The sequence below is a fragment of the Streptococcus sp. GS001 genome (genome assembly GCF_021595565.1).
GTDB classification, from domain to species: Bacteria; Bacillota; Bacilli; order Lactobacillales; family Streptococcaceae; genus Streptococcus; species Streptococcus xiaochunlingii.
In genome coordinates this window covers 295,727-319,632 of sequence record NZ_JACSYJ010000001.1, presented here as the reverse complement: position 1 = coordinate 319,632, position 23,906 = coordinate 295,727, and the positions used below count along the sequence as shown (strand labels likewise).

Sequence of the window (23,906 nt, the reverse complement as noted above, 5' to 3'; positions counted from 1 at the left end):
AGAAAAACTAACCAGTGGTTAGTTTTTCTGAAGTATATCATATTTCATCCGGCTACACAAGAAACATCCAGAGGATATTAAAATAAAAAATACAACTTTTACAAGTTGTATTCGAACGTAAAATATATTTTTAAAGAAAAAAAATGATATATCGAGACTTTCCGCTGTGAGAAAAGTCCTTGAAACAATTAGGTTTCAAGGACTCGGTAGTTTTGAGACCTTAGGCTCAAAACTAAGTCATGGAACTTCGGAGAAGTTCGCTGACGTCCGCACTCACCAAAGGAAAGGATTGAAAAATTATTTTTCTTTAGTTTGATGTAACTCTTATAAACTATATCAAAGATTCAGATTGTTGTTTCATGAATCCGAATCATCCAAATACCTTTCTTTAAACTGTAGCTGTGGTGATTGGGCTAACTGACTCGGGTTGGTCCCGGGCTGATCTAAAGGAACAGCTAGACCAAGCTCCTTGTAGTAATCCAGCCAGAACGGACTAATCTCCTCTTCCCCATCTCCAAACTTCATGGGAATGGTTTCAAAGATAGGAAGTAGTTCAGCGATGAATTGGGAACAATAGAAACCATCTCCATCTGGATAAAAGGACGCATTGTAGGGAGCTCCTAAAAGGCTCTCTGCTCGCTTTTTGACTTCTTCGTGATCAATCGCCGTATAGCGATAAAGGTCATAGACTTTTCCAGCTTCAAAGAAATCTTCGGGTGACTGGGAAAGAACACCACCTTCCACCGTAGCATGATAGATCTGTCCGTCCAAAAAGATAGCCACGTGACTGTAGTTACCTGTCGAAGCCTGGATGGCCTGCCCCATTTCCGTATTTTCTCTCACAAAAATCAAATCGCCAGATTCTAACATGGTCTCCTCCTAGCAAAAAAGGAGTCGAAACTCCTTTTTAACGATGGGTTTCCCCATCAATCCTTATGCATTAAAGCTTTCAGTCAATTGAGGAACCACTTGTTTCTTACGTGAAACGGCACCTGGAAGGAAGGCATGGTTGTTTTCAAGTTTGAAGTTGAAGGCTGCTTCAACTTTGTCCATGTTAGCACCAAGAGCCAAAATTTCTGAGTTTGAGTTGACGATATCTGTAATCATCAAGACAAAGTCAGAGTATCCGTTAGCTGCATTTGCTTCTTGGATAGCTGCTTCGATTTCAGCTTGGCGTTCCAAGACTTCTGCAATATCAACTGTGTTCACTTGAGCCACACGAACGTTGTTTCCGTTCAATTCAAAAGTCTTAGCATCAATGTCAATCAACTCTTCTGCTGATTTGCTTGCCAAGTTGGTACTAGCCTTGAGCATGGCAAGACCGTATTCTTCCAAGTTCACACCAGCCAATTCAGCCAATTCAGGTGCAATCACCTTATCAGATGGGTGAGTTGTTGGAGATTTCAAAAGAAGAGTATCTGAAATCAAACCTGAAAGCATCAAACCTGCGATTTCTTTTGGCACTGCTACACCGTGTTCTTTGAACATACGGTACACGATAGAAGATGCTGATCCAACTGGCTCCAAACGCATGTAAAGTGGGCTAGCAGTTTCAAAGTTAGCCACACGGTGGTGGTCCACTACACCGTAAACTTCTACTTCAGCGATATCTGAAACAGATTGTTGGAATTCATTGTGGTCCGTCAAGATGACTTGCTCTGCACCTTCTGCTTTAGCTGATGTGATCACGCGTGGTGCTTCCACACCAAAATAGTCCAATACGAAAGCAGTTTCTTCATTTGGAGTTCCAAGAGCTACTGCTTCTGTATCCAAACCATAAGCTTCTTTTGCAAGATAAGCAAAGGCTACAGATGAACCGATAGCATCTGAGTCCGGATTTTGGTGACCAAAAACGAGAATTTTTGACATGTTTCTACCTCTTCATTTTCATTTGTATATTCACTCTATTTTAGCACGTTTTTCCGTTTAAAGAAAGGGAATAGTTGTTCATTTCATCAGAAAAAGACAGCTGGAAGGACCAACTGTCTCGATTTATTTTATCCTTTAACCCGTTTCAGGTAATCTTGGTAACTTTCCGTTTCCATCAAATCTTTTGCATTTTGAACCCGTTCTTTTGTCGGTGGTTTCACACCCTCCAACTTGTACGGAATACCCAATTCCCGCCATTTGAATTCCCCCATAGTATGGTAGGGCAGAATTTCAAATTTATCAACATTTTTAAGGGTTTTAACAAATTTCCCAAGTTCGATCAGGTCATCATCTCGGTCTGTAAGCCCAGGCACCAAGACGTGGCGAATCCAGACGGGCTTGCCAATATCAGACAAGTACTTGGCACAGGCTAAAATATTTTTGTTTGTCTGACTGGTTACAAATCTGTGCCGTTCATCGTTAATTTCCTTGATATCCAGAAGCACCAAGTCTGTCACTGCCATTAATTTATCAAATTTTTCCAGGTAACGAGGGGTATTGCGGAAAGGCAGAGCACAGGTATCGAGCGTGCAGTGAATGCCCAACTCTTGAGCCTTGGTGAATAGGGCAATCAAAAAGTCTATCTGTAAGAGGGCTTCTCCACCACTGACCGTGATCCCACCTTTTTGACCCCAGAATCCACGATAGCGGAGAGCTTCTTCCAATACATCATCCACTGTTCGTTCTCTAGACATGTTGGTTTCCATAGCCCAAGTATCCGGGTTATGGCAATACTGACACCGCATTTGACAGCCTTGAAGAAAGACAATAAAACGGATCCCTGGTCCATCCACGGCACCGAAGCTTTCCGTAGAGTGTACCATTCCTGTTACTTTTCCATAGTCAACTGTTTCATTTTCCATGTCTTGTCCTTCTCTCTTGAAAACGTTTTATGGTTTTATTATACCATGATTCCTTGTGAATAAAAGGATTTTAATGATTTTTTAGAAAATAAACTGTTTTTCAATTTCAACCCATTGTATTAGTACAGGCCCTTCCAGTCGCTCTTGGCTGCTCCTATTCTCTCTGACAAAAAAAGAAAACGAAGAGCCGTTTTCTTTTTTTAATATCTTAAGAATCTTGATCTCACCAATCGATAATCGCGACAAAATCTTACTGGATCTTGGGAAAGACCAACACGTGGTGACGGTCCGCTCCCAAGTTCACCTAGCAGACGGACGACAATTCCAGTTCACCGAAAGTCAACACAAATTAGACAAGTTTCATTTTGTCGACTATGCAAAAAGAAATCAAAAATAAAGTACTCCGCTGACAGTTGAGAATGGACTCAACTGTTTTTTTACGATATCCGAAAATGAAAAATGTTTTCAGCCCAAAATAATAGCTTATTTATCTCTTATTTCTCTACTATTTCAAGAAATAACACTCTCAAATATGCATCTTACCTAAAAGCTATTGACATTTTCCTGTTTCCCTATTAAATTGGAAATGATAAAAATAAATATGAAGGGGCTGTCTTTAACTGAAAATGTAAGCGGTCTCAAAAACTAGAGGAGAGTTCTATGGACCAAAGATTTTTGGAAAAATCCTGTCGTTATAGTATTCGAAAACTAACGGTTGGCACGGCTTCTGTGTTATTAGGAGCCATTTTTCTCGGCTCACACCAGGTAGGTGCTGATAGTATTGTTGGAAGTCAAAACGAAAGCAACCACCTTGAAGCTGCTCCAGCCATAGAGAGCCCGACTGACGGAACTGGAGAAGCCAAACCAGAAAATCCGTATAGCGCTCCTATTTCTGAAGAAAAAAGCTTGTCTCCAGATACAGAAGTTCAAAGCAAGCATACAGCCACTTCGACTACTTCGATTGAGCCAAATGAAGAAAGGGAAACTATGAAAATTGAGACTCCCGTGGCCAAACAAACAGATTATCATTTAAGCTACAATCAACCTGCTGCTGCTAGCTATGATGGGTGGGAAAAACAAGCTCTCCCAGTCGGAAATGGAGAAATGGGCGCTAAGGTTTTCGGACTCATCGGCGAGGAAAGAATTCAATACAACGAAAAAACTCTTTGGTCTGGTGGACCACAACCGGATAGCACCGACTACAACGGAGGAAACTATCAAGATCGCTACAAAGTCTTAGCAGAAATCCGTAAGGCTCTTGAAGCTGGAGACCGCCAAAAAGCGAAGCAGTTAGCCGAAGAAAATCTAGTGGGACCAAACAACGCTCAATACGGACGCTACTTATCTTTTGGTGATATCTTCATGGTCTTTAACAACCAAAAGAAAGGTTTGGAGAACGTTACCGACTATCACCGTGACTTAGATATTACCGAAGCTATCACAACTACTTCTTATAGCCAGGATGGAACCACCTTTAAACGCGAAACCTTCTCTAGCTATCCGGATGATGTTACTGTGACCCATTTGAGTAAAAAAGGGGATAAGACCCTCGATTTTACCCTTTGGAATAGCTTGACAGAGGATTTACTTGCGAATGGTGACTACTCTTGGGAATATTCGAAGTATAAACAAGGGGCAGTCACGACAGATTCAAATGGTATCTTGCTCAAGGGGACTGTCAAAGACAATGGCCTTCAATTTGCCTCTTATCTTGGAATCAAGACAGATGGACAAGTCACTGCCCAAGATGGCTATTTGACTGTCACTGGAGCCAGCTATGCGACCCTTTTACTCAGTGCCAAGACCAACTTTGCTCAAAATCCAAAAACAAATTATCGCAATGATATTGATGTAGAAGCAACTGTTAAATCGATTGTCGAGTCGGCTAAAGCCAAAGATTATGAAACTCTGAAACATGACCACATCGAGGACTACCAGCGTCTCTTCAATCGTGTCCAACTGAATCTTGGTGGTAATAAGTCTAGCCAAACGACAAAAGAAGCTCTCCAAACCTATGATCCTACAAAAGGGCAAGAACTAGAAGAACTCTTCTTCCAATACGGACGTTACCTACTAATCAGTTCTTCTCGTAACCGGACAGATGCCCTTCCTGCCAACTTGCAGGGAGTCTGGAATGCTGTAGACAATCCACCTTGGAACGCTGATTACCACCTCAATGTCAACCTACAAATGAACTATTGGCCTGCCTACATGAGTAATCTTGCAGAAACGGCTAAGCCAATGATCAATTATATCGATGACATGCGCTACTATGGTCGTATCGCTGCTAAAGAATATGCAGGTATCGAATCCAAAGAAGGCCAAGAAAATGGTTGGTTGGTTCATACTCAGGCAACACCATTTGGCTGGACAACTCCAGGTTGGAATTATTACTGGGGTTGGTCTCCTGCTGCCAATGCTTGGATGATGCAGAATGTCTATGACTACTATAAATTCACCAAGGATGAGACTTATCTCAAAGAAAAGATTTACCCAATGCTCAAGGAAACAGCCAAGTTCTGGAACTCCTTCTTGCACTACGACAAATCTAGTGACCGTTGGGTTTCTTCTCCATCTTATTCGCCAGAGCATGGAACTATCACGATCGGGAATACCTTTGACCAATCACTAATTTGGCAGCTCTTCCACGACTATATGGAAGCTGCCAATCACCTCAATATGGACCAAGATTTGGTGACAGAAGTGAAGGCTAAATTTGACAAGCTCAAACCACTTCATATCAACCAAGAGGGACGTATCAAGGAATGGTACGAGGAAGACAGTCCTCAATTCACCAACGAAGGCATTGAAAACCATCACCGCCACGTTTCCCATCTAGTTGGACTCTTCCCAGGTACTCTATTTGATAAGGATCAGCCTGAATATCTGGAGGCCGCACGCGCAACTTTGAACCATCGTGGAGATGGTGGAACAGGTTGGTCCAAGGCTAATAAAATTAACCTCTGGGCTCGTCTCTTAGACGGAAACCGCGCCCACCGTTTGTTGGCTGAACAGCTCAAGTCCTCAACTCTAGAAAACCTCTGGGATACCCATGCACCTTTCCAAATCGATGGGAACTTTGGTGCCACCAGCGGTATGGCAGAAATGCTCCTTCAATCTCACACAGGCTATATTGCCCCATTACCAGCCCTTCCCGATGCCTGGAAAGACGGGCAAGTCTCAGGGATTGTAGCCCGGGGCAACTTTGAAGTCAGCATGAAATGGAAAGAAAAAAATCTTGAGACATTAGCTTTCCTTTCCCATGCAGGTGGAGAATTAGTGGTCGATTATCCAGACATCGAATCGAGTATTGTCAAGATTAACGGGAAAGAAATCAAACCAACTCTTCTCAAAGACAATCGGATTCAGATTGCCACTCAAAAAGGGGATCAGATCACCTTTGAAAAGTTACCAGAGCGGGTTACTCGTCTATCTGCTGTGAGAAAAGATGCTGTAACAGCTGAACTCGATTTCAATCCGGTTACAGATGCGACCCACTATGTCATCCGTCGAGAAAGTAATGACGAAAGCAGTGATGCTCCTTCTATCAAGGAATTCCTAACCAATGTCACTCATTTCATCGACCGCTCCATCGATTCTCTCCATAGCTATAGCTATTCTGTTAGAGCCATGATTGGGGAGCACTCAAGGCAAGTATCCGAATCTGCGTCAATCCAACCAGTTGTCGAATGGATGGACGACAGAGATCCTCGTGTTCAATACGGTCCTGCCTTCCATAACTGGGAGGATGCTGACCTATTTGCAGGAACTGAAAAATATGCTGACCTAACTGTTGATAGTTATTCTGACAACGATGCCACTGCTAGGATTACTTTTAATGGACGAGGAATTGAAATCTATGGTCTCAAATCATCTGAATTAGGCCTAGCGGAAGTTCAAATCGATGGTAAGAAAGTAGGAGACCTAGATTTCCACACATCGGGAGAGACGGAAAAAAGTGCTCTAATCGGTCGTTTCACAGGACTTCCTGATGGAGAGCACCTCCTGACTCTAACAGTGAAGAAGGAGCATTTAAACCGAGGGAATGAACGCTCAAAAATTTCCTTGGATTACTTTAAAATCTATCCGGGTCAAGGGGCGACTGTTGAAAAGATGGATGACAGAGATTCTCGTATCCACTATGGCTCCTTGTTCAAGGACTGGAATGAATCAGGCTTATATCAAACGACAGAAAAATACGCGACTCTCCAAAACGTGGATTCATCTCAGTATTCAGAGGCCAAGGCAACCATTCCATTCACTGGTACAGGTATTCGTATTTACGGCTTAAAATCTTCTGACTATGGAAAAGCCTTAGTCACCATAGATGGAAAAGAAATGCCAAGTTTGGACTTCTACTCAAGTGCTGACTATGAAAAGAATGTGTTGATTGGCGAGTATACAAACTTAAGCAATGGAAATCATATCCTCACCTTGACAGTGGATCCTAACTCTCCTGATGACAGAAAGATGATTTCCCTGGATTCATTTGACATCCTGAAGCCGTCAACAGTATCCCTGGATACTCCAAGCCTGGCCCCAATAAAAGCAGGCGATCAGACGATTACCCTCACACTTCCGTCTGGGGAGTGGGATGCTATTGCCCTTCATTTCCCTGGGGAAAAAGATCCTGTTTTCCTCAAGAAAACCGATGATTCCCACGTCACCCTATCAGATGGAAATCGAGTGTTAGCGATTAAGAACCAGCAAGTTGAATTGCCGATCCCAGAAACTGCTCATCAAAAACAAACTCAGATCATCTCAGCCTATGCCATCCGAGGAAAGACCATCACTAGTCCGGTCGTCTCTCTCTTACCTGCTATTGTGACAAGTTTGGGAGACCAAGAACCACCTGTAGTGACCCTTCCTAAGTACACAGAGCCAATCGGCACTGCTGGACAGGAGGCAGCTATCCACTCTCTACCTGAATATGTCCTTCGAGTACTGAAAGACCAAGCAAGCCAGGTAGAGGTCATTAGTGGAGAAAATGAGATTGGTAGTGACAGTCATTTAGAGATTCAAAAGGTCCTTGACCAAGGACTCTTTGGCAAAACCTACGATGCTTTCAACCTTCAACTCAAGGATAAAGAAGGGAATCCAGTTCCAGTCAAAGGAAGTGTATTGGTTCGACTTCCACTATCAAAAGAAGTGAAGCAAGTCTATGTCTTGACTCCTAATCGAGAACTCCAAGCAGTAGAATTTACACTACGAGAGGGCATGATTGAATTCCTGGCACAAGAGTTAGGAACCTATGCTATTGTCTATAAGTCGGAACCAGAAGTCGGATCCGTTAATACAGATTCCTATGAGAGCGTTGAGCCTATCGTCTCAGGAAGAAAGGTTCAAAATAGGAAGATGCTTGTTTCAGAGAGCACGAGTCCAAGGAAGGCCGGTGATAGTTTAATGAGTGTTCCCAACTCTAAACAAGACCAGGCTTCGCAAAGACAACTTCCAAAAACGAATACTGGACACAGTTCATACCTACTCTTCTTAGCAGGACTCAGCCTTGTCCTCACAGCTAGCTTCCTAGGGAAAAAGGAACAGGTTTAGCTTGATGTAGCTGACAAGATCAATAAAAAGGATGGAATCTCCATCCTTTTTCGTTTATCCTAAAACCAATTCGTCACTCACCAAGGTTTCACCACTATTCTGATGGAAAAGGCGCATCAAGTCTTCAACTGTCAAGTTTTTCTTTTCTTCTCCTTTAACATCGACCACAATCTTGCCTTGGTAGAGCATGATTAATCGATTGCCATATGCGATAGCATGGTTCATATCGTGTGTAATCATCAAGGTTGTCAAATCATGACTTTCCACGATCTTTTGTGTCAATTCCATGACCATTTCACTGGTCTTTGGATCGAGCGCTGCGGTATGTTCATCCAGAAGCAAGAGTTTTGGTTTGACCAAGGCTGCCATGACCAAGGTCAAAGCTTGCCGCTGTCCCCCTGATAAGTATTGCGTGTCCACTTTGAGGCGATTTTCCAAACCAATATTGAGTTCCTTCAACGCTGCTTTAAATTCTTCGCGATCTTTTTCTTTGACCCCCCAACTAAGGCCCCGTTTTGCTCCACGTTTTTTAGCAATGGCCATGTTTTCTTCAATGGTCAAACGGGAAGCCGTCCCCATCTTAGGATCCTGGAAAACACGGGCGATCTCCTTAGCACGCTTCCGAACACTGGTCTGCTTAATAGATTTTCCTTCTAACAGGATATCTCCTTGGTCCACTTGCAAGCCACCTGCCAGAATGTTCATCAATGTCGATTTCCCTGCTCCATTTCCTCCGATGACGGAAATGAAATCTCCTTCTTCTACTGTCAGGTCCAAGCCTTTGAGAACATGGTTTTCATTGACTGTTCCTGCTTCAAATGTCTTATGTATATCTTCGATTTTTAACAATGTTGCCATTTATCTTCTCCTTTTAGTTGCTGGTTAATTTTAATCCACGAATCTTGAGACGTTTCTGGGCTTCTGGTGCAAACAAGACCAAGGCCAAGAGAATAGCATTAAACAAACGGACTAAGTTTTGATCTAAGTTTGGAATTTCATAGATATTGAGGATAATGAGGCGGTAAACAATTGCCCCCACTCCAATCGAAAGTAAGCGTCCTCCAATGGTCAAATCATGGATCAAGACTTCTGCTAGAATAACGGCGCTAAGTCCTACGACGATGGTCCCTGTACCAGAAGTCACGTCTGAGAAGCCATCTGTCTGAGCGAAGAGAGCCCCACACAATGCAACCAGTCCATTAGAAATCATATAACCGAAAATCTTCATGGTGTCCACATTCACCCCATTGGCCTCACTCATTGGGATATTGTCACCCGTTGAACGAAGAACCAAGCCAATCTGAGTTTTCATTAAGAGGGTCAAAATCAGACAGACCAATAACAAACAAGAAAGACTAACAGCAAAGACAGCAGCCTCATTGGACAAACCCAGCCCCATCACAGACTTGAAGATGGTACTTGAATCTCCAATGGATAAATTAGGAACACCTCCCATGATCTTAATATTGATCGAATAGAGACCAGTCAGTGTCACAATCCCTGTTAAGAGTGCGGGGATCTTCATCTTAGTATGAAGGAGGCCAGAAACTAGACCTGCTAACATCCCTGCAAAAATAGAAAAGAGGGTCGCTAGCCATGGGTTTTGACCTGCTTGAATTTGGGATGCAACGACTGCTGCCCCAAGCGGGAAAGCCCCTTCTGCTGTCATATCCGCTATATCTAAAATGCGGAATGTTAAGAATATACCAATGGCCATAATCGACCACAATAAACCTTCAGATAAACTTGATAATACTAAATCCATCATCCATCTCCTATTTCTTTTCGTTTATACCAGAGAGATCAATTCCTAATTTCTTAGCCATCTCTTTGTTGACATACAATTCTAAATTCTTAGGGGCTTCCACTGCCAGATCGGCTACCTTTTCCCCTTTCAGGATACGAATCGCCATCCGGGCAGATTGACGACCCAACTCGGTGTAGTCTGTCCCATAGGTATAGAGCCCTCCTACTTGAGCCATTTCAATTGAACCTCCAATGACTGGAACTTTGTGTTTTAAAGAAACTTGTTTGATCGTTTCCATCGTAGAGGAAATAATGTTGTCTGTTGGAATAAAGACTAGATCGACCTCAGACATCAAACTGTCCGCTGCTGCTTTCACATTATTACTGTCTAAGATGGTTTTCTCTACGACACGGTAGCCTTTAGCCTCAAGGACTTTCTTGGCCTCATCTTTTTGAACGACGGAGTTGGGCTCACTTTGCGTATAGAGAATTCCGATTGTCTTAGCTGTTGGCAAAACCTTTTGAATCAGATCGACTTGTGTAGTAATCGCATCTGAAGATTGGTCACTCGTTCCTGTCACATTGCCACCAGGACGATCCAAGTTCTTGACCAACTTAGCAGCCAGAGGGTCCGTCACTGCAGAAAAGACTACAGGGGTTCTTTTGCTCGTATTGGCAATACTTTGTGCTGATGGAGTCGCAATGGCAAACACAAGGTCACTTTCCTGTGATAATTGATTTGAAATGTTTTTCAAATTTCTCTGCTCCCCTTGAGCATTTTGATAATCAATTTCAATCTCTTCTCCGTCTACATAACCCTGTTTTGCTAACTCTTCTACAAAGCCTTTTCGAGTTGCATCAAGAGACTTATGGGTAATATACTGCGAAATCCCAATCTTAATCTTTTGATGCTTAGAGGTCTTCAAGTGATGGAGGGTCAAGAGGGAGGTCATCAGTAGACCAACTACCAGAACCGGGGCAATTAACTTCTTTACAACTTTCATGAAACATGTCTCCTTCTCTAAAACATTCAAACAGCATACAAAAAACCGTTTAGATGATTCTAAACGGTTGGTATCATTCCTCACAAACTTAAAAGTATGCCAGCATTGCCGTCCATTTAGATATCATCTATATGGACCACAATCAAAAATCTTAGCCACATAGATACAAACAAATTGCTCGTTTCGTTTGCATCCATGAGTTCATGTCTACAAACACTATCTAAAGTAGCTAAAGTAAAAGTTTTGATTCAACAATGTGGAGTTCGTGTTTTTCATAAAATTCTGCTTTCGTTTTTTTATGTTGACTATCTTACCGAAATTTTTTCAGGCTGTCAAGCCTAAATTCAGAATTTTTTTAATTATCTTATTTTTTCTTCATTACCAAACAAAAAAGTGCCCGATGAGGGCACTAAATGAGCGAATATCTTATTTTTTAAAGGAGTATTCAATTCCATAATCATTTCCATCCACGGAAACTTTCAGCGTTCCATTTTCAATTTTATACTTGAGGTCGTATTGAAGGATATGATTCGAATCTTCATCCTGAATGAATCGGTGATCTTTTTCATCTACCTCACCTTCAAAGGCTACCATTTTAAGAGTGCCTTTTTTCACATCGATTTCAAGTCCCATATCCTCTAAATAGGAATTCTCACTGTTTTCTTGGATATAGTCTAAGGCATCCTCAACAGAGTAAAAATCATTGTCCCCATCATCATAGAGTTCCTTTGCAGCTCCCTTGAAATCAATCTTACTAACCACACTGATGGTCACTTTTTTCCCCTTTACCTCTACGATCATATCAATGTCTTTTATAAATTCACTCGAAATATCTGATGTAGCAGAGAAGGTGCCTGAAAAAGCAGACTTCATTGTCTTTTTCATTTCAGGAGTAGCTGACCATTTTCCTTGAATACTATTTGGATTTTTAGCAAATAAGAAAAATGCAAGTACAGATAAAACTGCAACAGCAACAAGACTACATAAACCAATAATCAGCCCTTTTTTAGACTTCTTACCTGGCATTGGAGCTTGTCCCATATATGGGGAATTAGCCTGGTAATTCAGCTGCCCATTGTTTGGATAGCCTCCCTGCATCTGAGCGTTGTTATAAGATGCGAAGGGCGCTCCTGCTTGAGCCGCCTCCTGAACAGGAGCTTGTGGCTGAGTTCCACCTTGTCCAAAAGCCTGTCCTTGATGCTGATAAGGACTTGTTCCACCTTGGAATTGATTTGGAGTTGGACTTGCACCTCCAAATGGGGCTTGGCCTGTACCTCCAAACTGTGTTTGTTCTGGGGCTGGTGTTGCACCTCCAAATGGCGTTTGCTCTGGAGTTGGCGCTACTCCTCCAAACTGTGTTTGCTCTGATGCTGGTATCGAATCTCCAAATGGTGTTTGTTCTGGCGCTAGCGTTGCTCCTCCAAATGGCGTTTGCTCTGGGGCTGGCGCTGCTCCTCCAAATTTGGCTTGTTCTGGAAACGGTAAGGGACCTCCAAATTGTCCTTGATTGGAAACAGGAGCTGTTCCCTCAAATGGAGATTGAATTGGGTTTACGGGCGTATTCGGTGTCGCTTGTGTTTCAGGACTTCCAAACGCACCAAAAACCTGTTGGATCTCCTCTTGATTGGCTGGTCGACCATGGGCTCTCTCAAACTCTGCTAACCATTCTTCTTGTTTCATTGCTATCTCCTTATAACCACTAATTATTTTATTATAAATTAATTTGGTTAGAGATGCAAACTCAACTAAAATGAGCATAAAAAAATCAGGGAAACTCCCTGATTTGATGTTCTTATTCTTGACCTTTTGTCGCTTGCTCATCTTCATCGACTAGGTCACTGACCTCAACCTTCACCTTGGTGACACGACCATTTTTTACCTTATCGTTTGTAAGGATCAGATGCTTCTTCATACTGTCTACTTCAAAACTCAAGCGTTCCTTGTGACCTGGAATCCGTCCGACACCAGTCAGGTAGTAGCCTGCAATGGTATCCACATCATCACTTTCCAACTTCACATCAAAATACTCATTGAAGTCATTTAGGGTCACAATCCCCTGCACAATATAGAGGTTGGGTTCAATTTCAAATACGTCATTTTCAGCCTTATCGGTCTCATCATCAATTTCACCGACGATTTCCTCAAGAAGGTCCTCCAAGGTTACCAGACCAGCCATTCCTCCATACTCATCAAGCAAAATGGCCATCTGATTTTGTGTATTCCGGAGCTCCTTCAAAAGATCATCCACAAAGATCGTTTCCGGTACAAATAGTGGTTCCTGAAGAATCTTGCGAAGAGCGATGTTATCAAATCCATTCACAAAACCTTCATTAAGCAAACGTTTGGTATGGATCAGACCAATGACATTGTCCTTGTCATCATCATAGACAGGAATACGAGAAAAATTCTGCTTTAAGATACTTTCGATGATTTCTCTGGTATCATCTTGGATATCCACCATAAAGGCATCCGTACGAGGAACCATTAGCTCACGCGCCATCAGCTCATCTAGTGAAAAGACTCCTTGCAACATTTCAATCTCGTCAGCATCCAGACTTGTTTCACTCTTAGCTAGCATATAGGCAATCTCATCCCGTGACATCTCTTCGTCTGCATCATCGAATTGCATAGGGGTCAGACGACTGACCAGATTGGTTGATGCCGATAAGAGCCAGACAAAGGGGCTAACGATTTTTCCTAGTAAAATCACAATTGGAGCCGTTCGAATAGCCAAACTATCTTTCAGATTCATGGCAATACGCTTCGGATATAACTCACCAAATACAATTGAAATATAGGTCAGAAAAGCCAGTGAGAGGAAGCTAGCTATCGCACGTGCTGTCTCCGTATTTCCCATCCAAGAAGCGATTACTTTCCCAAGATCATCAGCTAGGCTTGCCCCAGATAAGATAGTAATCAAGGTGATACCAACCTGAATCGTAGATAAAAAGTGGTTGGGATTTTCCAATACCTTTAAGAGACGAATATATTTCTTATCACCTTCCTCAGCCTTTTGCTCTACGCGAGAACGGTTCAGCGATACCATTGACATCTCCGTTGCAGAGAAAAATGCATTTAATAAGGTCAATACAAATAGTAAAACAAATTGCAGTATTAAATCCTGACTGCCAGGGTCTTCCATGGATATTCTCCTCAATGTATAGTAATAATGCCCATTATATCATATTTTTTAAAATGATGCATAGTCGCAAAAATTTCCCTCCTAAAAGAGGAGGGAAGGCTCAGTTATACTCCATAACGTGTAAAATCATAAAAGAGTACATTCAGTTTTTCTACAAGTTCCAAAAGGGTCAAACTACTTGTACAAATAAATTTTTTCCCTTTGATATTCGGAATCATAAAGTTGGCAACAATGACATCATATTCGGTATGCTCTAGTTCATGAAGATTAAAGTCATGCTTTATGACCTGTGAAAACTCAAAGTTATCCGTACAATAGAATTTTAAGAAATCAATCATGGACTTAGCATGATGGTCATCGTATCGGCTAATGATTAAGACTTTGACAGCTGTCCGTCTCCTTAATAGTTGAGGCAATAGATTTTCCCAATGTGAAAATACGGTATAAATCTGATGCTTGAGGTTTTCAGGATTTTCATGAAAGCCCATCTCTTTGAGATAGTGATACAAACCAGTTTCAACATCCTGATAAAATTTAGGGAAGAGGGTTCGATAATCCTCATTGGTATAACTCTTGGTATCATAGAGAAGAAATTCACCAAAGATTTCACGCCGCTCCAAATAGGCAGTGTTGTGAATATGCATGATCATCTCTTCATAATTCTCAAGTTCTAACCCATAAGATTCACTCAGGTGATCAAGAAATTGAGAGGCTAAAATATAGGATTTTTTTGTAACAGCATCTTCCTCAGTAGCGTCGATTAAATCCTGTGGGGTAAAATAGAAGCGTTTCTGTAGGAAGATAATAAAGAGCTGTTCAATGGTTTCTTCATTAAATTCTACACCCAGCTGCAAACCAAAATAACGAAGCATCTCATTGATTTTTGGGAGCTCTTGATAGAGATAGGCGTATTGTTCAAAATTATTGGCCCCTTCAATTCGATAACCTTGCTTAATCCGGTATAGGTAGACCGTCAGCATAATTTTATAGGAATGGAAGATCGAATAAGTCAGTGGGATTTCTGTCAATTTATAGAAGAAGGTGATGAAATCAATAATGACTTGCTCTCTGATATCTGGAAATGGCCACTCTAAATAATAATACCGCTCTGCAAAATACTGGGAATAGAAAAATCGAATATCGACCTCGTCCCCCACAACATTTAGAGGATTCAAGGTGATTCGAATATTGTACTTTTCCTGAATAATTTGGTTGATATTTCGAATCAAGCGATAAAATGATTGCTGGCTGAGATCATACCGTCTACAAATTAAGTCACTGGAAACAACCTTATGGAAGAACAAGTATTCCAAGAGGGAGAAAGCTGTAGATTCTTTAAAGAAGTGATGATAGACCACCTCAATCCCAATCGAATCGTCATAGCTAATCTTAATACCATTTGTCGAAGATTCAATCAAAAATTCATTAAAGACCGTCCGTAAATTTGAAAGATCCTCCTTTAATGACCGCTCTGTACAATCTAACATTTCAGCGAGTTCCTTCAAATGAAACCAGCGCTTTTCACGAATTAATGTTTCTAGCAAACGCATTTGGCGTCGCTGCTTTTTGGCAAGCAATTCTATCATCTTATAGAAACTCCTTGATTTTGTATCATTACTAATTCATTATAACATATTTTCTTAAAGGAAAGCTAAAACTTTAAGATTCAAGTACTCAGCCTATCCTTTCTAGGTCCATACTCAAAAAGGAATGGTCACCCATTCCCTTCTCGTTTATTCTGTTAGGATTTATTGATGATTCCATACTCTTCTTGCTTGCGCTGTTCCTTTGTCTTTTTATGATTTTCATACAAGGCCACGAGGAATTTCACGATCTCTTTACCGATCGAATAGACCGGAATCGCCACAACCATCCCAATCACACCATAGATGTTACTGGATAAGAGCAAGAGGACCATGATGGTAATGGGATGCACCTTCATCACCCCTCCCACAATCCGAGGGTAGAGGATATTTCCGTCAATCTGTTGGACGATGAGCATGAAGATAACCGCTTTGATCATCATATTGAAATCCGTGAAGGCATAGGTAACCACCATAGGAATCAAGCCAATCGTCGGTCCAATGTAAGGAATGAGGTTAGCCAAGGCTGAGAAAATGGCAAAGACCAAGGCATACTTCAAACCGATAAAACTGTAGCCAATAAAGGCTAAAGTCCCGATGATTAAAGCATCGATAGAAATACCACTAATATAGCGAGAAACTGTTTGGTTGAGACTCACTAAGAGAGAGGTAATATTCCGCCGGTCATTTTTTAGGATTGTCCGCTCTAACATCGGAAGTAACTTCTTCCCATCAATTAAGAAGTAAACCAGGAATATCGGTGTCATCACCAGAATGAAGAGTGTATTGACAATCGTTGACACCACACTACCTAAACTATTGGTCACACTGTTTAAGATATTTTGTAGAATATCCACATAAGATAGGTTTAGTTGCTGAATGGTTGATTGAATATTGATACTCTGAAAGGCTGGATTCTTTGATAACTTCGTTACAAAACTTTGCACTTCCCAATACAAGCCTTGGGTTGAATTAATCAAGCTTGTCAACTGGTTGATCAAAATAGGCAAGATATAAACAATCCCATAAATAATCAATCCAAAAAGGGTTACCAAGGTTAATAGAATGCCCAAAATTCGATTCAGATGAAATTTCTTTTCCAAAAATTCTACGATTGGATTGGTGATATAGTACAAGAAACCAGCAATCAAAAATGGAAGAATAATGGTATTCAGAACGGATACAAAGGGAGAGATCAGGCTTCCCATACTTCCCCAAATATAGAATATAATCGTTAATAATAGGACTTCACAGGTCCAGAAAAATAATTTACTTTTATGAAACATCCCTTTCCTCCTATCTGCTATTTTATCATATTTATGGTAAAATAGAGAATATTTTTATGAAGGTTAAAAAGATGAAAGAAAGCTTAATTGAACTGAAAGACGTCACTCTCAGAAAAGAAGGAAAAAATCTCCTTTCCCGTTTGAATTGGACCGTCAATAAGGGGGAAACCTGGGCCATCCTTGGACTGAATGGTGCTGGCAAATCGACCCTACTCCGTCTCTTAATGGCGGAATATTGGAAAACGGAAGGGGAAGTTTCTGTCCTTGGAACACAATTTGGCCAAGGAGGGATTCCTGAACTCCGCAAGCGAATCGGAGTGGTCAGCTCCTTTATTTCTGAGCGCATCCCTGAATCTCTATCCCCAGAAGAAATCGTCCTCACTGGAAAATACAAGAGTAGCATTCTTTATACAGCTTATGGAGAAAAAGAACTCGAGGAAGCACGATCCATGTTGCGTCGCATCGGTGCTGCTTCTTTGATTGGGCGAAAATACCGGACTCTCTCTCAAGGGGAAAAACAGACGATTCTAATCGCCCGTAGTCTCATGGAAGAGCCCGATCTTCTCATCTTTGACGAAGCCTCCAGTGGGCTTGACTTATTTGCTCGGGAAGCGATCTTTCAGCTGATCCAACAGATCAAGCAGATGGAAAAGGCGCCGACCATTCTCTTTGTCACCCACCATGCAGAGGAAATCACCAAGTCCTTTAGCCATGTCCTTCTCCTCAAGGAGGGACAAAGTTTTGCCCAAGGGCCTAAGGAGGAAATTCTCACTCAAGAAACGCTATCAGCTTTCTATGGAGGAAAGGTCCAGCTGATTCCAATCGGGGAAGAACGCTATTATATCCAGCCAGAGCATTAAAAAGAACCTACTAAGATACAAAACAAAGAGATTGGGACAAGCGTCGCCAATCTCTTTTCTTTTATTAAGGCGGAAACTCACTTTTACCGATTCCGAGCATAATTGATCATGTCATAAGGAAGAGTATTGGCACTTTCTCTTAAGGAATAGTTTTCCAATTCGTTGACATTTTGGCGCATGCGACGCGCATACTTGGCCGAAATCAAGTGCTGCTCCTCATATTCGAAAATCAATTTTCTTTCTAAGTAATAGCCTCTTAGCATCTCGTCAATATTATTAGGCTTGATGCGATTGATAACCCGCTCTACAAAAGCACCACTGGTAATCAACGATGTTTCTCGCAGACGAGATTCTTGAAGGAAGGAAATCAAGGTACTCCGATAAATCCCTTTTAGGTTTTCCAAACTCTCGATAATGATTTCCGTATTGGCCAGATACAAGGCAGCAATCTGGTCATAGTCGATGGCTTCAAGCTTGTAATTCTCTCCGTTTTTCCATGCCCGAATACCGGAACCAAAGGTCACAAGCTCGTGCAACAGCAGGCGGAGCAGGCGGAAGAGCACCAAGAAATAATAGGTCAGGCGCGATGATAGATTGCGGTTGACCTTCTGCTCCATGGCCCGAAGATAACGTTGATAGACATGGTAACTTCTATCTCGAATCTTTCCTTCTTCATAAGCCTGTTCCAAACCATCATTCTCAATACTGAGTATAAGGAGTTTTAGTTGTTCCCAGTCTCTTTGGGTCGCTTTATCCTCCTGACTGAGAATCATATTTTCTATCCGCCCATGATAATTATCAATCGCAGCATAGAGAGGTCCCTTCTGCTTGGTCACCGTCAAGTCTTTCTCCAATAGCATGACGACATCATTCAAGATAGCAATATGCATCAAATGATCATTGGATTCCTCTTTGTCCTCGGATAGTTTTGGTAGGACGAGAAGTCCGATTAAGAAACTACACAAGGTGACCCCTGCTACTAAAAACAAGAGAACTGGATATTCTGCTTCTAGATGCGTCGGTATCAAGAGAATGGTCGCAATTGACACTGTTCCTTTGACCCCTGAAAAGGTCAACAAGAGGGCATCTTTTAGATACTTATCAATGGATTTTTTCAATCGGAAACCCCGATACCAGTAAAATCCATACACCATCAAAAAGCGAATCAGGAACAAGAGCCCCGTCAATAAGAGAACAGTCACAATCAAGAGCAGATTGTTGTAAAAGGGAGTCCTCAAAATTGGCTCAGAAATCATCTCCAGCTCCATCCCCAAGAGGACAAAGACAGACCCATTGAGGACAAAATTGACTGTATTCCATACCGTATGCGTGACCGTATCCACCTTGGCTTCTAGTAGGGTAATTTTCTTAAAACGACTAGCCTTTAGGATCCCAGCCACGACAACCGCAATAATCCCTGATACATGGATCTCTTCTGCGATAAAGAAGGTCAGTAAGGGGAGACTCAATTCTAAAATGAGTTCACTGGCAATATCCGTTGCCCGAACACTGAGCAGTAATTTTTGAAGCCCACGGTTGACAGCAGCTGTCACAATCCCGACCGCAAACCCTCCTAAAATAGAGATGACCAAGTCCCAACTAGCTTGGCCTAAGGAAAAGACTCCAGTGGTCCATGCAGCTAGGGCCACACGAAAGGCCACCAAGCCTGAAGCATCGTTGAGCAAGCCCTCTCCTTTTAGAATATTGGAGATTCGTTTTGGAAAGGTAAAGCGTTCCGAAAGGGAGGCAAAAGCCACCAAATCAGTCGGCCCGAGCGCTGCCCCTACTGCCATACAGGCTGCTAGTGGAATTCCTAACCACAAGAGATGGGCCAACCACCCCAAGCTAAGGGTCGAAATAAAAATAACCGGGAAGATTAAAAAGGCGATAATGCGCCAGTGCTTCAGAATCGAGGTAATGTCTGCTTCTTCTGCTTCTCGAAAGAGCAATGGTCCAATAACCAAGGCCAAAAAGAGCTCGGTATCTAAGTGGTACTCCGAATTGGGTAAGAGAAAGCCAATCCCAATCCCCAATAATATCTGGATCAAAGGGAGGGGTAAAGTCGGAATCAACTTATTGGTCGCATTGGAGACAATCAGGATCAAGGAAAAGACAATGGCGTATACAAGAATCTCCATCCCTTATCCTCCTGATCGTTGGTTACAACAGTCCTCAAAGAGTTGCTTTTGTTCTTGGATCTTTTGATCAATCTTTGTCAGATCCTTGTGCTCAATTTTCTTCTGGCAACGTTCCATTTCAAGAGAAACCAGCTTCTTCTTGATTTTGATCATCTTTTTGCTCATCCGTGCTTCATCTAAAAAACCAACGGCACGTTCATGAGAGGTGGACTCCACAAAATCGTGGCGAAGAGCATCAATTTTATTTTTTAAAAATTCTTTATCCATGACGGTAACTTTCTAATTTTTCGATCATGACCAAAAATGGGGGATGGTTGATCTGGTTCAGGGTCCGGTAAGTAGTGACCGTAAATTCTTGTTGAGGAAGTTGGGAGACAAACTCCAAGACAGCATCTTTTTCTAGGTCCCCACCCTCATGACCATAATAGATCATAATGGCTATTCGCCCTCCCTTGATCAAGCGGTGACAGAGTTTATCAATGGCTTGAATCGTTGTTTTAGGCTGGGTAATAATCGACTTGTCTGCTGAAGGAAGATAGCCTAAGTTGAAGATAGCCGCCTTGACCTGGTTTACATAGTGATCTACTTCTTCATGCCCCTTTAACAGAAGGTGGGCATTGGAAAGACCTGCTTCTTCCAAACGCTTTTGCGTATGGACCAAGGCCTGCTCTTGAATATCAAATGCATAGACTTCTTTGGCTAGTTTTGCCAAGAAAAGTGTATCATGCCCATTACCCATGGTCGCATCAACCACAGTATCTTGATCTGTAATGACCTCCCTAAGAAAATCATGGGCCATCTCTAATGGTCGCAACATGCTACTCCTCCTATTTTCCTACTTTACAACCTTGAACACTTCCACGGCGACGCATCTCAGCTTCAATGGAATTCAGAACTTCCCACTTATTGAGACTCCACATCGGTCCTATCAGCATTTCGCGTGGAGCATCTCCTGTAATCCGGTGGATGACGATCTCCTTGGGAATGATCTCCAGTTGGTCACAGATGACCGACACGTATTCCTCCTGACTCATCAATTGCAATCGCCCTTCATGGTAGTCTCGTTGCATCCGGGTATTGGTCATGAGATGGAGCAGATGCAATTTAATGCCCTGGATATCGTTGTCTGTTACACAACGGCGGACATTCTCCACCATCATCTCATGCGTCTCCCCAGGAAGACCGTTGATTAAGTGTGAAACAATCTCTGCCTTAGGGACCTGTTGGCGAATCCGCTTCACCGTTTCCACATAGAGTTCATAGCTATGGGCTCGGTTGATCAATTCAGATGTCGTTTCATAGGTCGTCTGCAAACCCAGCTCAATAGTCACATGCATGCGCTCTGTCAATTCTGCTAGATAGGCCAACGTTTCATCCGGCAAGCAGTCTGGTCGTGTCCCGATGTTAATCCCTACGACACCCGGTTCATTGATGGCTTGCTCATAGCGCTCCCGAATGACATCGACGGATTCATGCGTATTAGTGAAATTTTGAAAATAGACCAAATACTTTTTGACATCGGGCCATTTGCGGTGCATAAAATCAATTTCTTTGTAAAACTGATCCCGAATAGGGGCATCTGGAGCTACGATGGCGTCCCCAGAGCCAGAAACTGTACAAAAAGTACAGCCCCCACGAGCAACAGTTCCATCACGATTGGGACAGTCAAAGCCCGCATCGATTGGGACTTTGAAGGTCTTTTCTCCAAATAAGGTTCGGTAATAATCATTTAAGGTCGTATAGGATTTCATACCCCTCATTATAGCAAAAAAGCAGAGTGAACTCAAAGTTGAGTCTCCTCTGCTTTCCATTTGTATTTCTTAAGATCCACACAACCGTTGGATTTGCATTCCACCCCTTCTGCCCAGAGAAGCGTGCCTTGCTCTTCCCAATCAGGAGCCAGGCGACCAGTAGAGGTCACGACCCGATGACAGGGATAGGTCACAGCTTTAGTAGAAGTGGCCAAGACCTTGCCGACCTGGCGAGCATGGCGAGGATAGCCAATGAGTTGGGCAATTTGACCATAGGTGGCCACACATCCCAGGGGAATCTGAGCAACGACTTTTAGGACCTTTTCTTCAAATAAATCGTTCATGCTTTACTTCTGCTTACTCTTAAAGCGCCATTCAAAACGCAAACGGTCGTAATAAGGAAAGACCATTTGCAAAAGACCAAATCCCAAAAGCATACTTCCTGTGACGTCTGTCGGGTAATGAACCCCAACATAGACACGAGATACAACGATGGTCGCCATACAAAGGAAGAGGGCAAGCTGAGCTAGGACTTTCCCAACTTGAGAGGTCATCCGTTGCCCTACCACAATGATCAAACTACCGAAGACCAGGGTGGCTGCCAAGGAGTGGCCACTTGGAAAAGAATAGCCCCCTTCTTGGACCAAATGTTGAAGTGCTGGTCGTGGGCGTAAATAGATGTGTTTCAGGATTACCACGAGTAATCCAGTTGTAACCAAACTCCCGGTGAGGAGGATGGCCTCCGTATACCATTTCTTCCAGACAAAGAAGAGGACAATGACGCCAACCCAGGATGCAACAACGGGTGTGTTCATCAGCACTGTTACACGGGTAAAGAAGGCTGTCAAATAGGCTGGTAAATCCCCGCGAATAGCCGATTGAATCGGTTGATCGATTCCGACTAAATTTTCCGGATAAAATTTGACTACATAGCCCAGAATCATAAATAACAAAAGGGCAAAAGAGCCCTTTAAAAAATGAGATTGTTTATTTTTCATAGATTTTAAGTAGGGGCTGTACGACGGTATATACCATCCAGAAGGTTACAGCCCAAATCAGTCCTTCTATTAGATTAAAGGGAACAACCATACTGAGAAGATACTTTTCAACTCCGACCATCTTTGCGATGTCAAAACCAACAAATTTGGCATAGAGAGGGATGGCATAATAGTAATTGACCAGGAGCATGGAAATGGTTAAACCAATGGTCCCAACTAGACTAGCAATTACAAACCGAACCTGGCTTTTCTTCTTATTCCAAATGACTGCAAATGCTAAGACAAAGACTAATACACCAATGATATTAATCGGTAAGCCAACCAAGGTCTCAGCTCCTCGACCATTCAAAACCAACTTGAGAACCGATCGAATCAAAACCACCACAACTGAGCTCTTTAGATCTAATAGAACTAAGGCGAGTAAGATTGGAATCGTACTAAAGTCAACCTTTAAAAAATCAATCCCTATTGATAGTTGATAAAACATCAATAGAAAAGAAAGTGCAGATAAAACAGCCACTAGGGTCAGTTTACGAGTATTTGTCATCACAGGTTCCTCCAATTTTTACTAAAATTAGAAGAAGTTGGAAAGATTCCCTTAACCTTATTCTATTTCAATCGTTTTAAAGAAAACTTAAACAGTTCCTTGGTACTTGATTAAAAAAGCCCTGATGCTACAAGAAAAAAGCGCAAAGACTGATTTCTTATAGAATCAACAAAATTTCCATCAAGTCCATCGTCAAAAAGAACAGGTTTGTTCCTCTCTCGTCTTCTCCCATCCAGACTATACTGTCGGTTGTGGAGTCACACCACATCAGCTTGCGCTCGCGGACTTCTTTTAGAGTATGGAAATGGAGATTTTTCTTTTAGACGAGGCGACAAGCTCTAGGCATAACTTCTAGTTAGGCAAAGCTTGGCAACAAAGTAGAAAAGGAAAAGAGCGTTTCCTAGTAAAAGTCACCGCCGGTCGGGAATTTCACCCTGCCCTGAAGACTCCTTAATCATAACAAAAAACACCTGCTATTGCAAGTGTTTTGTAATATCAAAAGTTACAAC

The 23,906-nt window shown here is 42.2% G+C and carries 19 protein-coding genes, 1 pseudogene and 1 riboswitch; of the genes and pseudogenes, 3 read left to right on the top strand and 17 right to left on the bottom strand.

All coding sequences use genetic code 11. From position 1 onward, the window contains the following. Positions 1-357 precede the first annotated feature (357 nt). The 3 genes from H8S88_RS01540 to pflA all read right to left on the bottom strand — a co-directional run bounded on the left by H8S88_RS01540 (position 358) and on the right by pflA (position 2,792). Positions 358-870 (bottom strand): YiiX/YebB-like N1pC/P60 family cysteine hydrolase, encoded by a 513-nt coding sequence (locus tag H8S88_RS01540; protein WP_048789552.1) that lies wholly within the window; start codon positions 868-870, stop codon positions 358-360. 63 nt (positions 871-933) lie between these two features. Then, on the bottom strand, positions 934-1,869 hold the full coding sequence (locus tag H8S88_RS01535) for a manganese-dependent inorganic pyrophosphatase (protein ID WP_125334799.1): 936 nt from the start codon (positions 1,867-1,869) through the stop codon (positions 934-936). A 128-nt stretch (positions 1,870-1,997) separates the two neighbouring features. Next, positions 1,998-2,792 (bottom strand): pyruvate formate-lyase-activating protein, encoded by a 795-nt coding sequence (gene pflA, locus H8S88_RS01530; RefSeq protein ID WP_048689741.1) that lies wholly within the window; start codon positions 2,790-2,792, stop codon positions 1,998-2,000. 214 nt (positions 2,793-3,006) lie between these two features. Here pflA and H8S88_RS01525 point away from each other — a divergent pair. Continuing rightward, a pseudogene (locus tag H8S88_RS01525) lies at positions 3,007-3,189 on the top strand (UTRA domain-containing protein); the annotation flags it as partial. 263 nt (positions 3,190-3,452) lie between these two features. Further along, positions 3,453-8,342 carry a glycosyl hydrolase family 95 catalytic domain-containing protein gene (locus H8S88_RS01520; protein ID WP_125334801.1) on the top strand — a complete coding sequence of 1,630 codons (4,890 nt, stop codon included), beginning with the start codon at positions 3,453-3,455 and terminating at the stop codon, positions 8,340-8,342. A 54-nt stretch (positions 8,343-8,396) separates the two neighbouring features. Here H8S88_RS01520 and H8S88_RS01515 read toward each other — a convergent pair whose 3' ends face one another. From H8S88_RS01515 to H8S88_RS01485, 7 genes are all read right to left on the bottom strand, one after another. After that, positions 8,397-9,200 (bottom strand): ABC transporter ATP-binding protein, encoded by an 804-nt coding sequence (locus H8S88_RS01515; protein ID WP_023024060.1) that lies wholly within the window; start codon positions 9,198-9,200, stop codon positions 8,397-8,399. 13 nt (positions 9,201-9,213) lie between these two features. Then, on the bottom strand, positions 9,214-10,107 hold the full coding sequence (locus H8S88_RS01510) for an ABC transporter permease (protein ID WP_023024061.1): 894 nt from the start codon (positions 10,105-10,107) through the stop codon (positions 9,214-9,216). A 10-nt stretch (positions 10,108-10,117) separates the two neighbouring features. Further along, positions 10,118-11,092 (bottom strand): ABC transporter substrate-binding protein, encoded by a 975-nt coding sequence (locus tag H8S88_RS01505; protein ID WP_236127857.1) that lies wholly within the window; start codon positions 11,090-11,092, stop codon positions 10,118-10,120. A 426-nt stretch (positions 11,093-11,518) separates the two neighbouring features. Continuing rightward, positions 11,519-12,772: a hypothetical protein gene (locus tag H8S88_RS01500; protein ID WP_048789545.1), complete on the bottom strand. Its 1,254-nt coding sequence runs from the start codon at positions 12,770-12,772 to the stop codon at positions 11,519-11,521. 112 nt (positions 12,773-12,884) lie between these two features. After that, positions 12,885-14,234: a hemolysin family protein gene (locus H8S88_RS01495; RefSeq protein ID WP_023027140.1), complete on the bottom strand. Its 1,350-nt coding sequence runs from the start codon at positions 14,232-14,234 to the stop codon at positions 12,885-12,887. A 104-nt stretch (positions 14,235-14,338) separates the two neighbouring features. Beyond that, positions 14,339-15,820 (bottom strand): M protein trans-acting positive regulator PRD domain-containing protein, encoded by a 1,482-nt coding sequence (locus H8S88_RS01490; protein ID WP_236127856.1) that lies wholly within the window; start codon positions 15,818-15,820, stop codon positions 14,339-14,341. A gap of 155 nt (positions 15,821-15,975) precedes the next feature. Next, positions 15,976-17,103 (bottom strand): AI-2E family transporter, encoded by a 1,128-nt coding sequence (locus H8S88_RS01485; RefSeq protein WP_048715385.1) that lies wholly within the window; start codon positions 17,101-17,103, stop codon positions 15,976-15,978. Between the two features lie 56 nt (positions 17,104-17,159). Here H8S88_RS01485 and H8S88_RS01480 point away from each other — a divergent pair, with 56 nt between their 5' ends. Further along, positions 17,160-17,963, top strand: coding sequence for an ABC transporter ATP-binding protein (locus H8S88_RS01480; protein WP_048789542.1), 804 nt, complete (start codon positions 17,160-17,162; stop codon positions 17,961-17,963). Between the two features lie 83 nt (positions 17,964-18,046). Here the strand turns inward: H8S88_RS01480 and H8S88_RS01475 are convergent, their stop codons facing one another. The 7 genes from H8S88_RS01475 to H8S88_RS01445 are packed head-to-tail and all read right to left on the bottom strand — an operon-like array spanning position 18,047 to position 23,397. Further along, a complete protein-coding gene (locus H8S88_RS01475; RefSeq protein WP_048688260.1) occupies positions 18,047-20,101 on the bottom strand; it encodes a cation:proton antiporter in 2,055 nt (684 codons plus the stop codon). Positions 20,102-20,104: 3 nt separating this feature from the next. Next, the gene (locus H8S88_RS01470) at positions 20,105-20,368 is read right to left on the bottom strand and encodes a hypothetical protein (protein ID WP_006595800.1); all 264 of its coding nucleotides are present in this window, start codon (positions 20,366-20,368) and stop codon (positions 20,105-20,107) included. Then, on the bottom strand, positions 20,361-20,918 hold the full coding sequence (locus H8S88_RS01465; RefSeq protein WP_061564239.1) for a class I SAM-dependent methyltransferase: 558 nt from the start codon (positions 20,916-20,918) through the stop codon (positions 20,361-20,363). The genes H8S88_RS01470 and H8S88_RS01465 overlap by 8 nt, the downstream gene beginning before the upstream one ends. 10 nt (positions 20,919-20,928) lie before the next feature. Further along, complete coding sequence (locus H8S88_RS01460; protein ID WP_125335171.1) at positions 20,929-21,861, bottom strand: TIGR01212 family radical SAM protein; 933 nt, start codon at positions 21,859-21,861, stop codon at positions 20,929-20,931. 23 nt (positions 21,862-21,884) lie between these two features. Then, entirely contained in the window at positions 21,885-22,196 is a 312-nt protein-coding gene (locus H8S88_RS01455) for an MGMT family protein (protein WP_048688271.1), read from the bottom strand. 3 nt (positions 22,197-22,199) lie between these two features. Beyond that, on the bottom strand, positions 22,200-22,850 hold the full coding sequence (locus H8S88_RS01450; RefSeq protein WP_236127855.1) for a phosphatase PAP2 family protein: 651 nt from the start codon (positions 22,848-22,850) through the stop codon (positions 22,200-22,202). Next, positions 22,840-23,397, bottom strand: a complete 558-nt coding sequence (locus tag H8S88_RS01445; RefSeq protein ID WP_048688279.1) for an ECF transporter S component — start codon at positions 23,395-23,397, stop codon at positions 22,840-22,842. Before H8S88_RS01445 ends, H8S88_RS01450 begins: the two co-directional genes overlap by 11 nt. Positions 23,398-23,613: 216 nt before the next feature. Then, a riboswitch (FMN riboswitch) is annotated at positions 23,614-23,848 on the bottom strand. Positions 23,849-23,906: the final 58 nt, after the last annotated feature.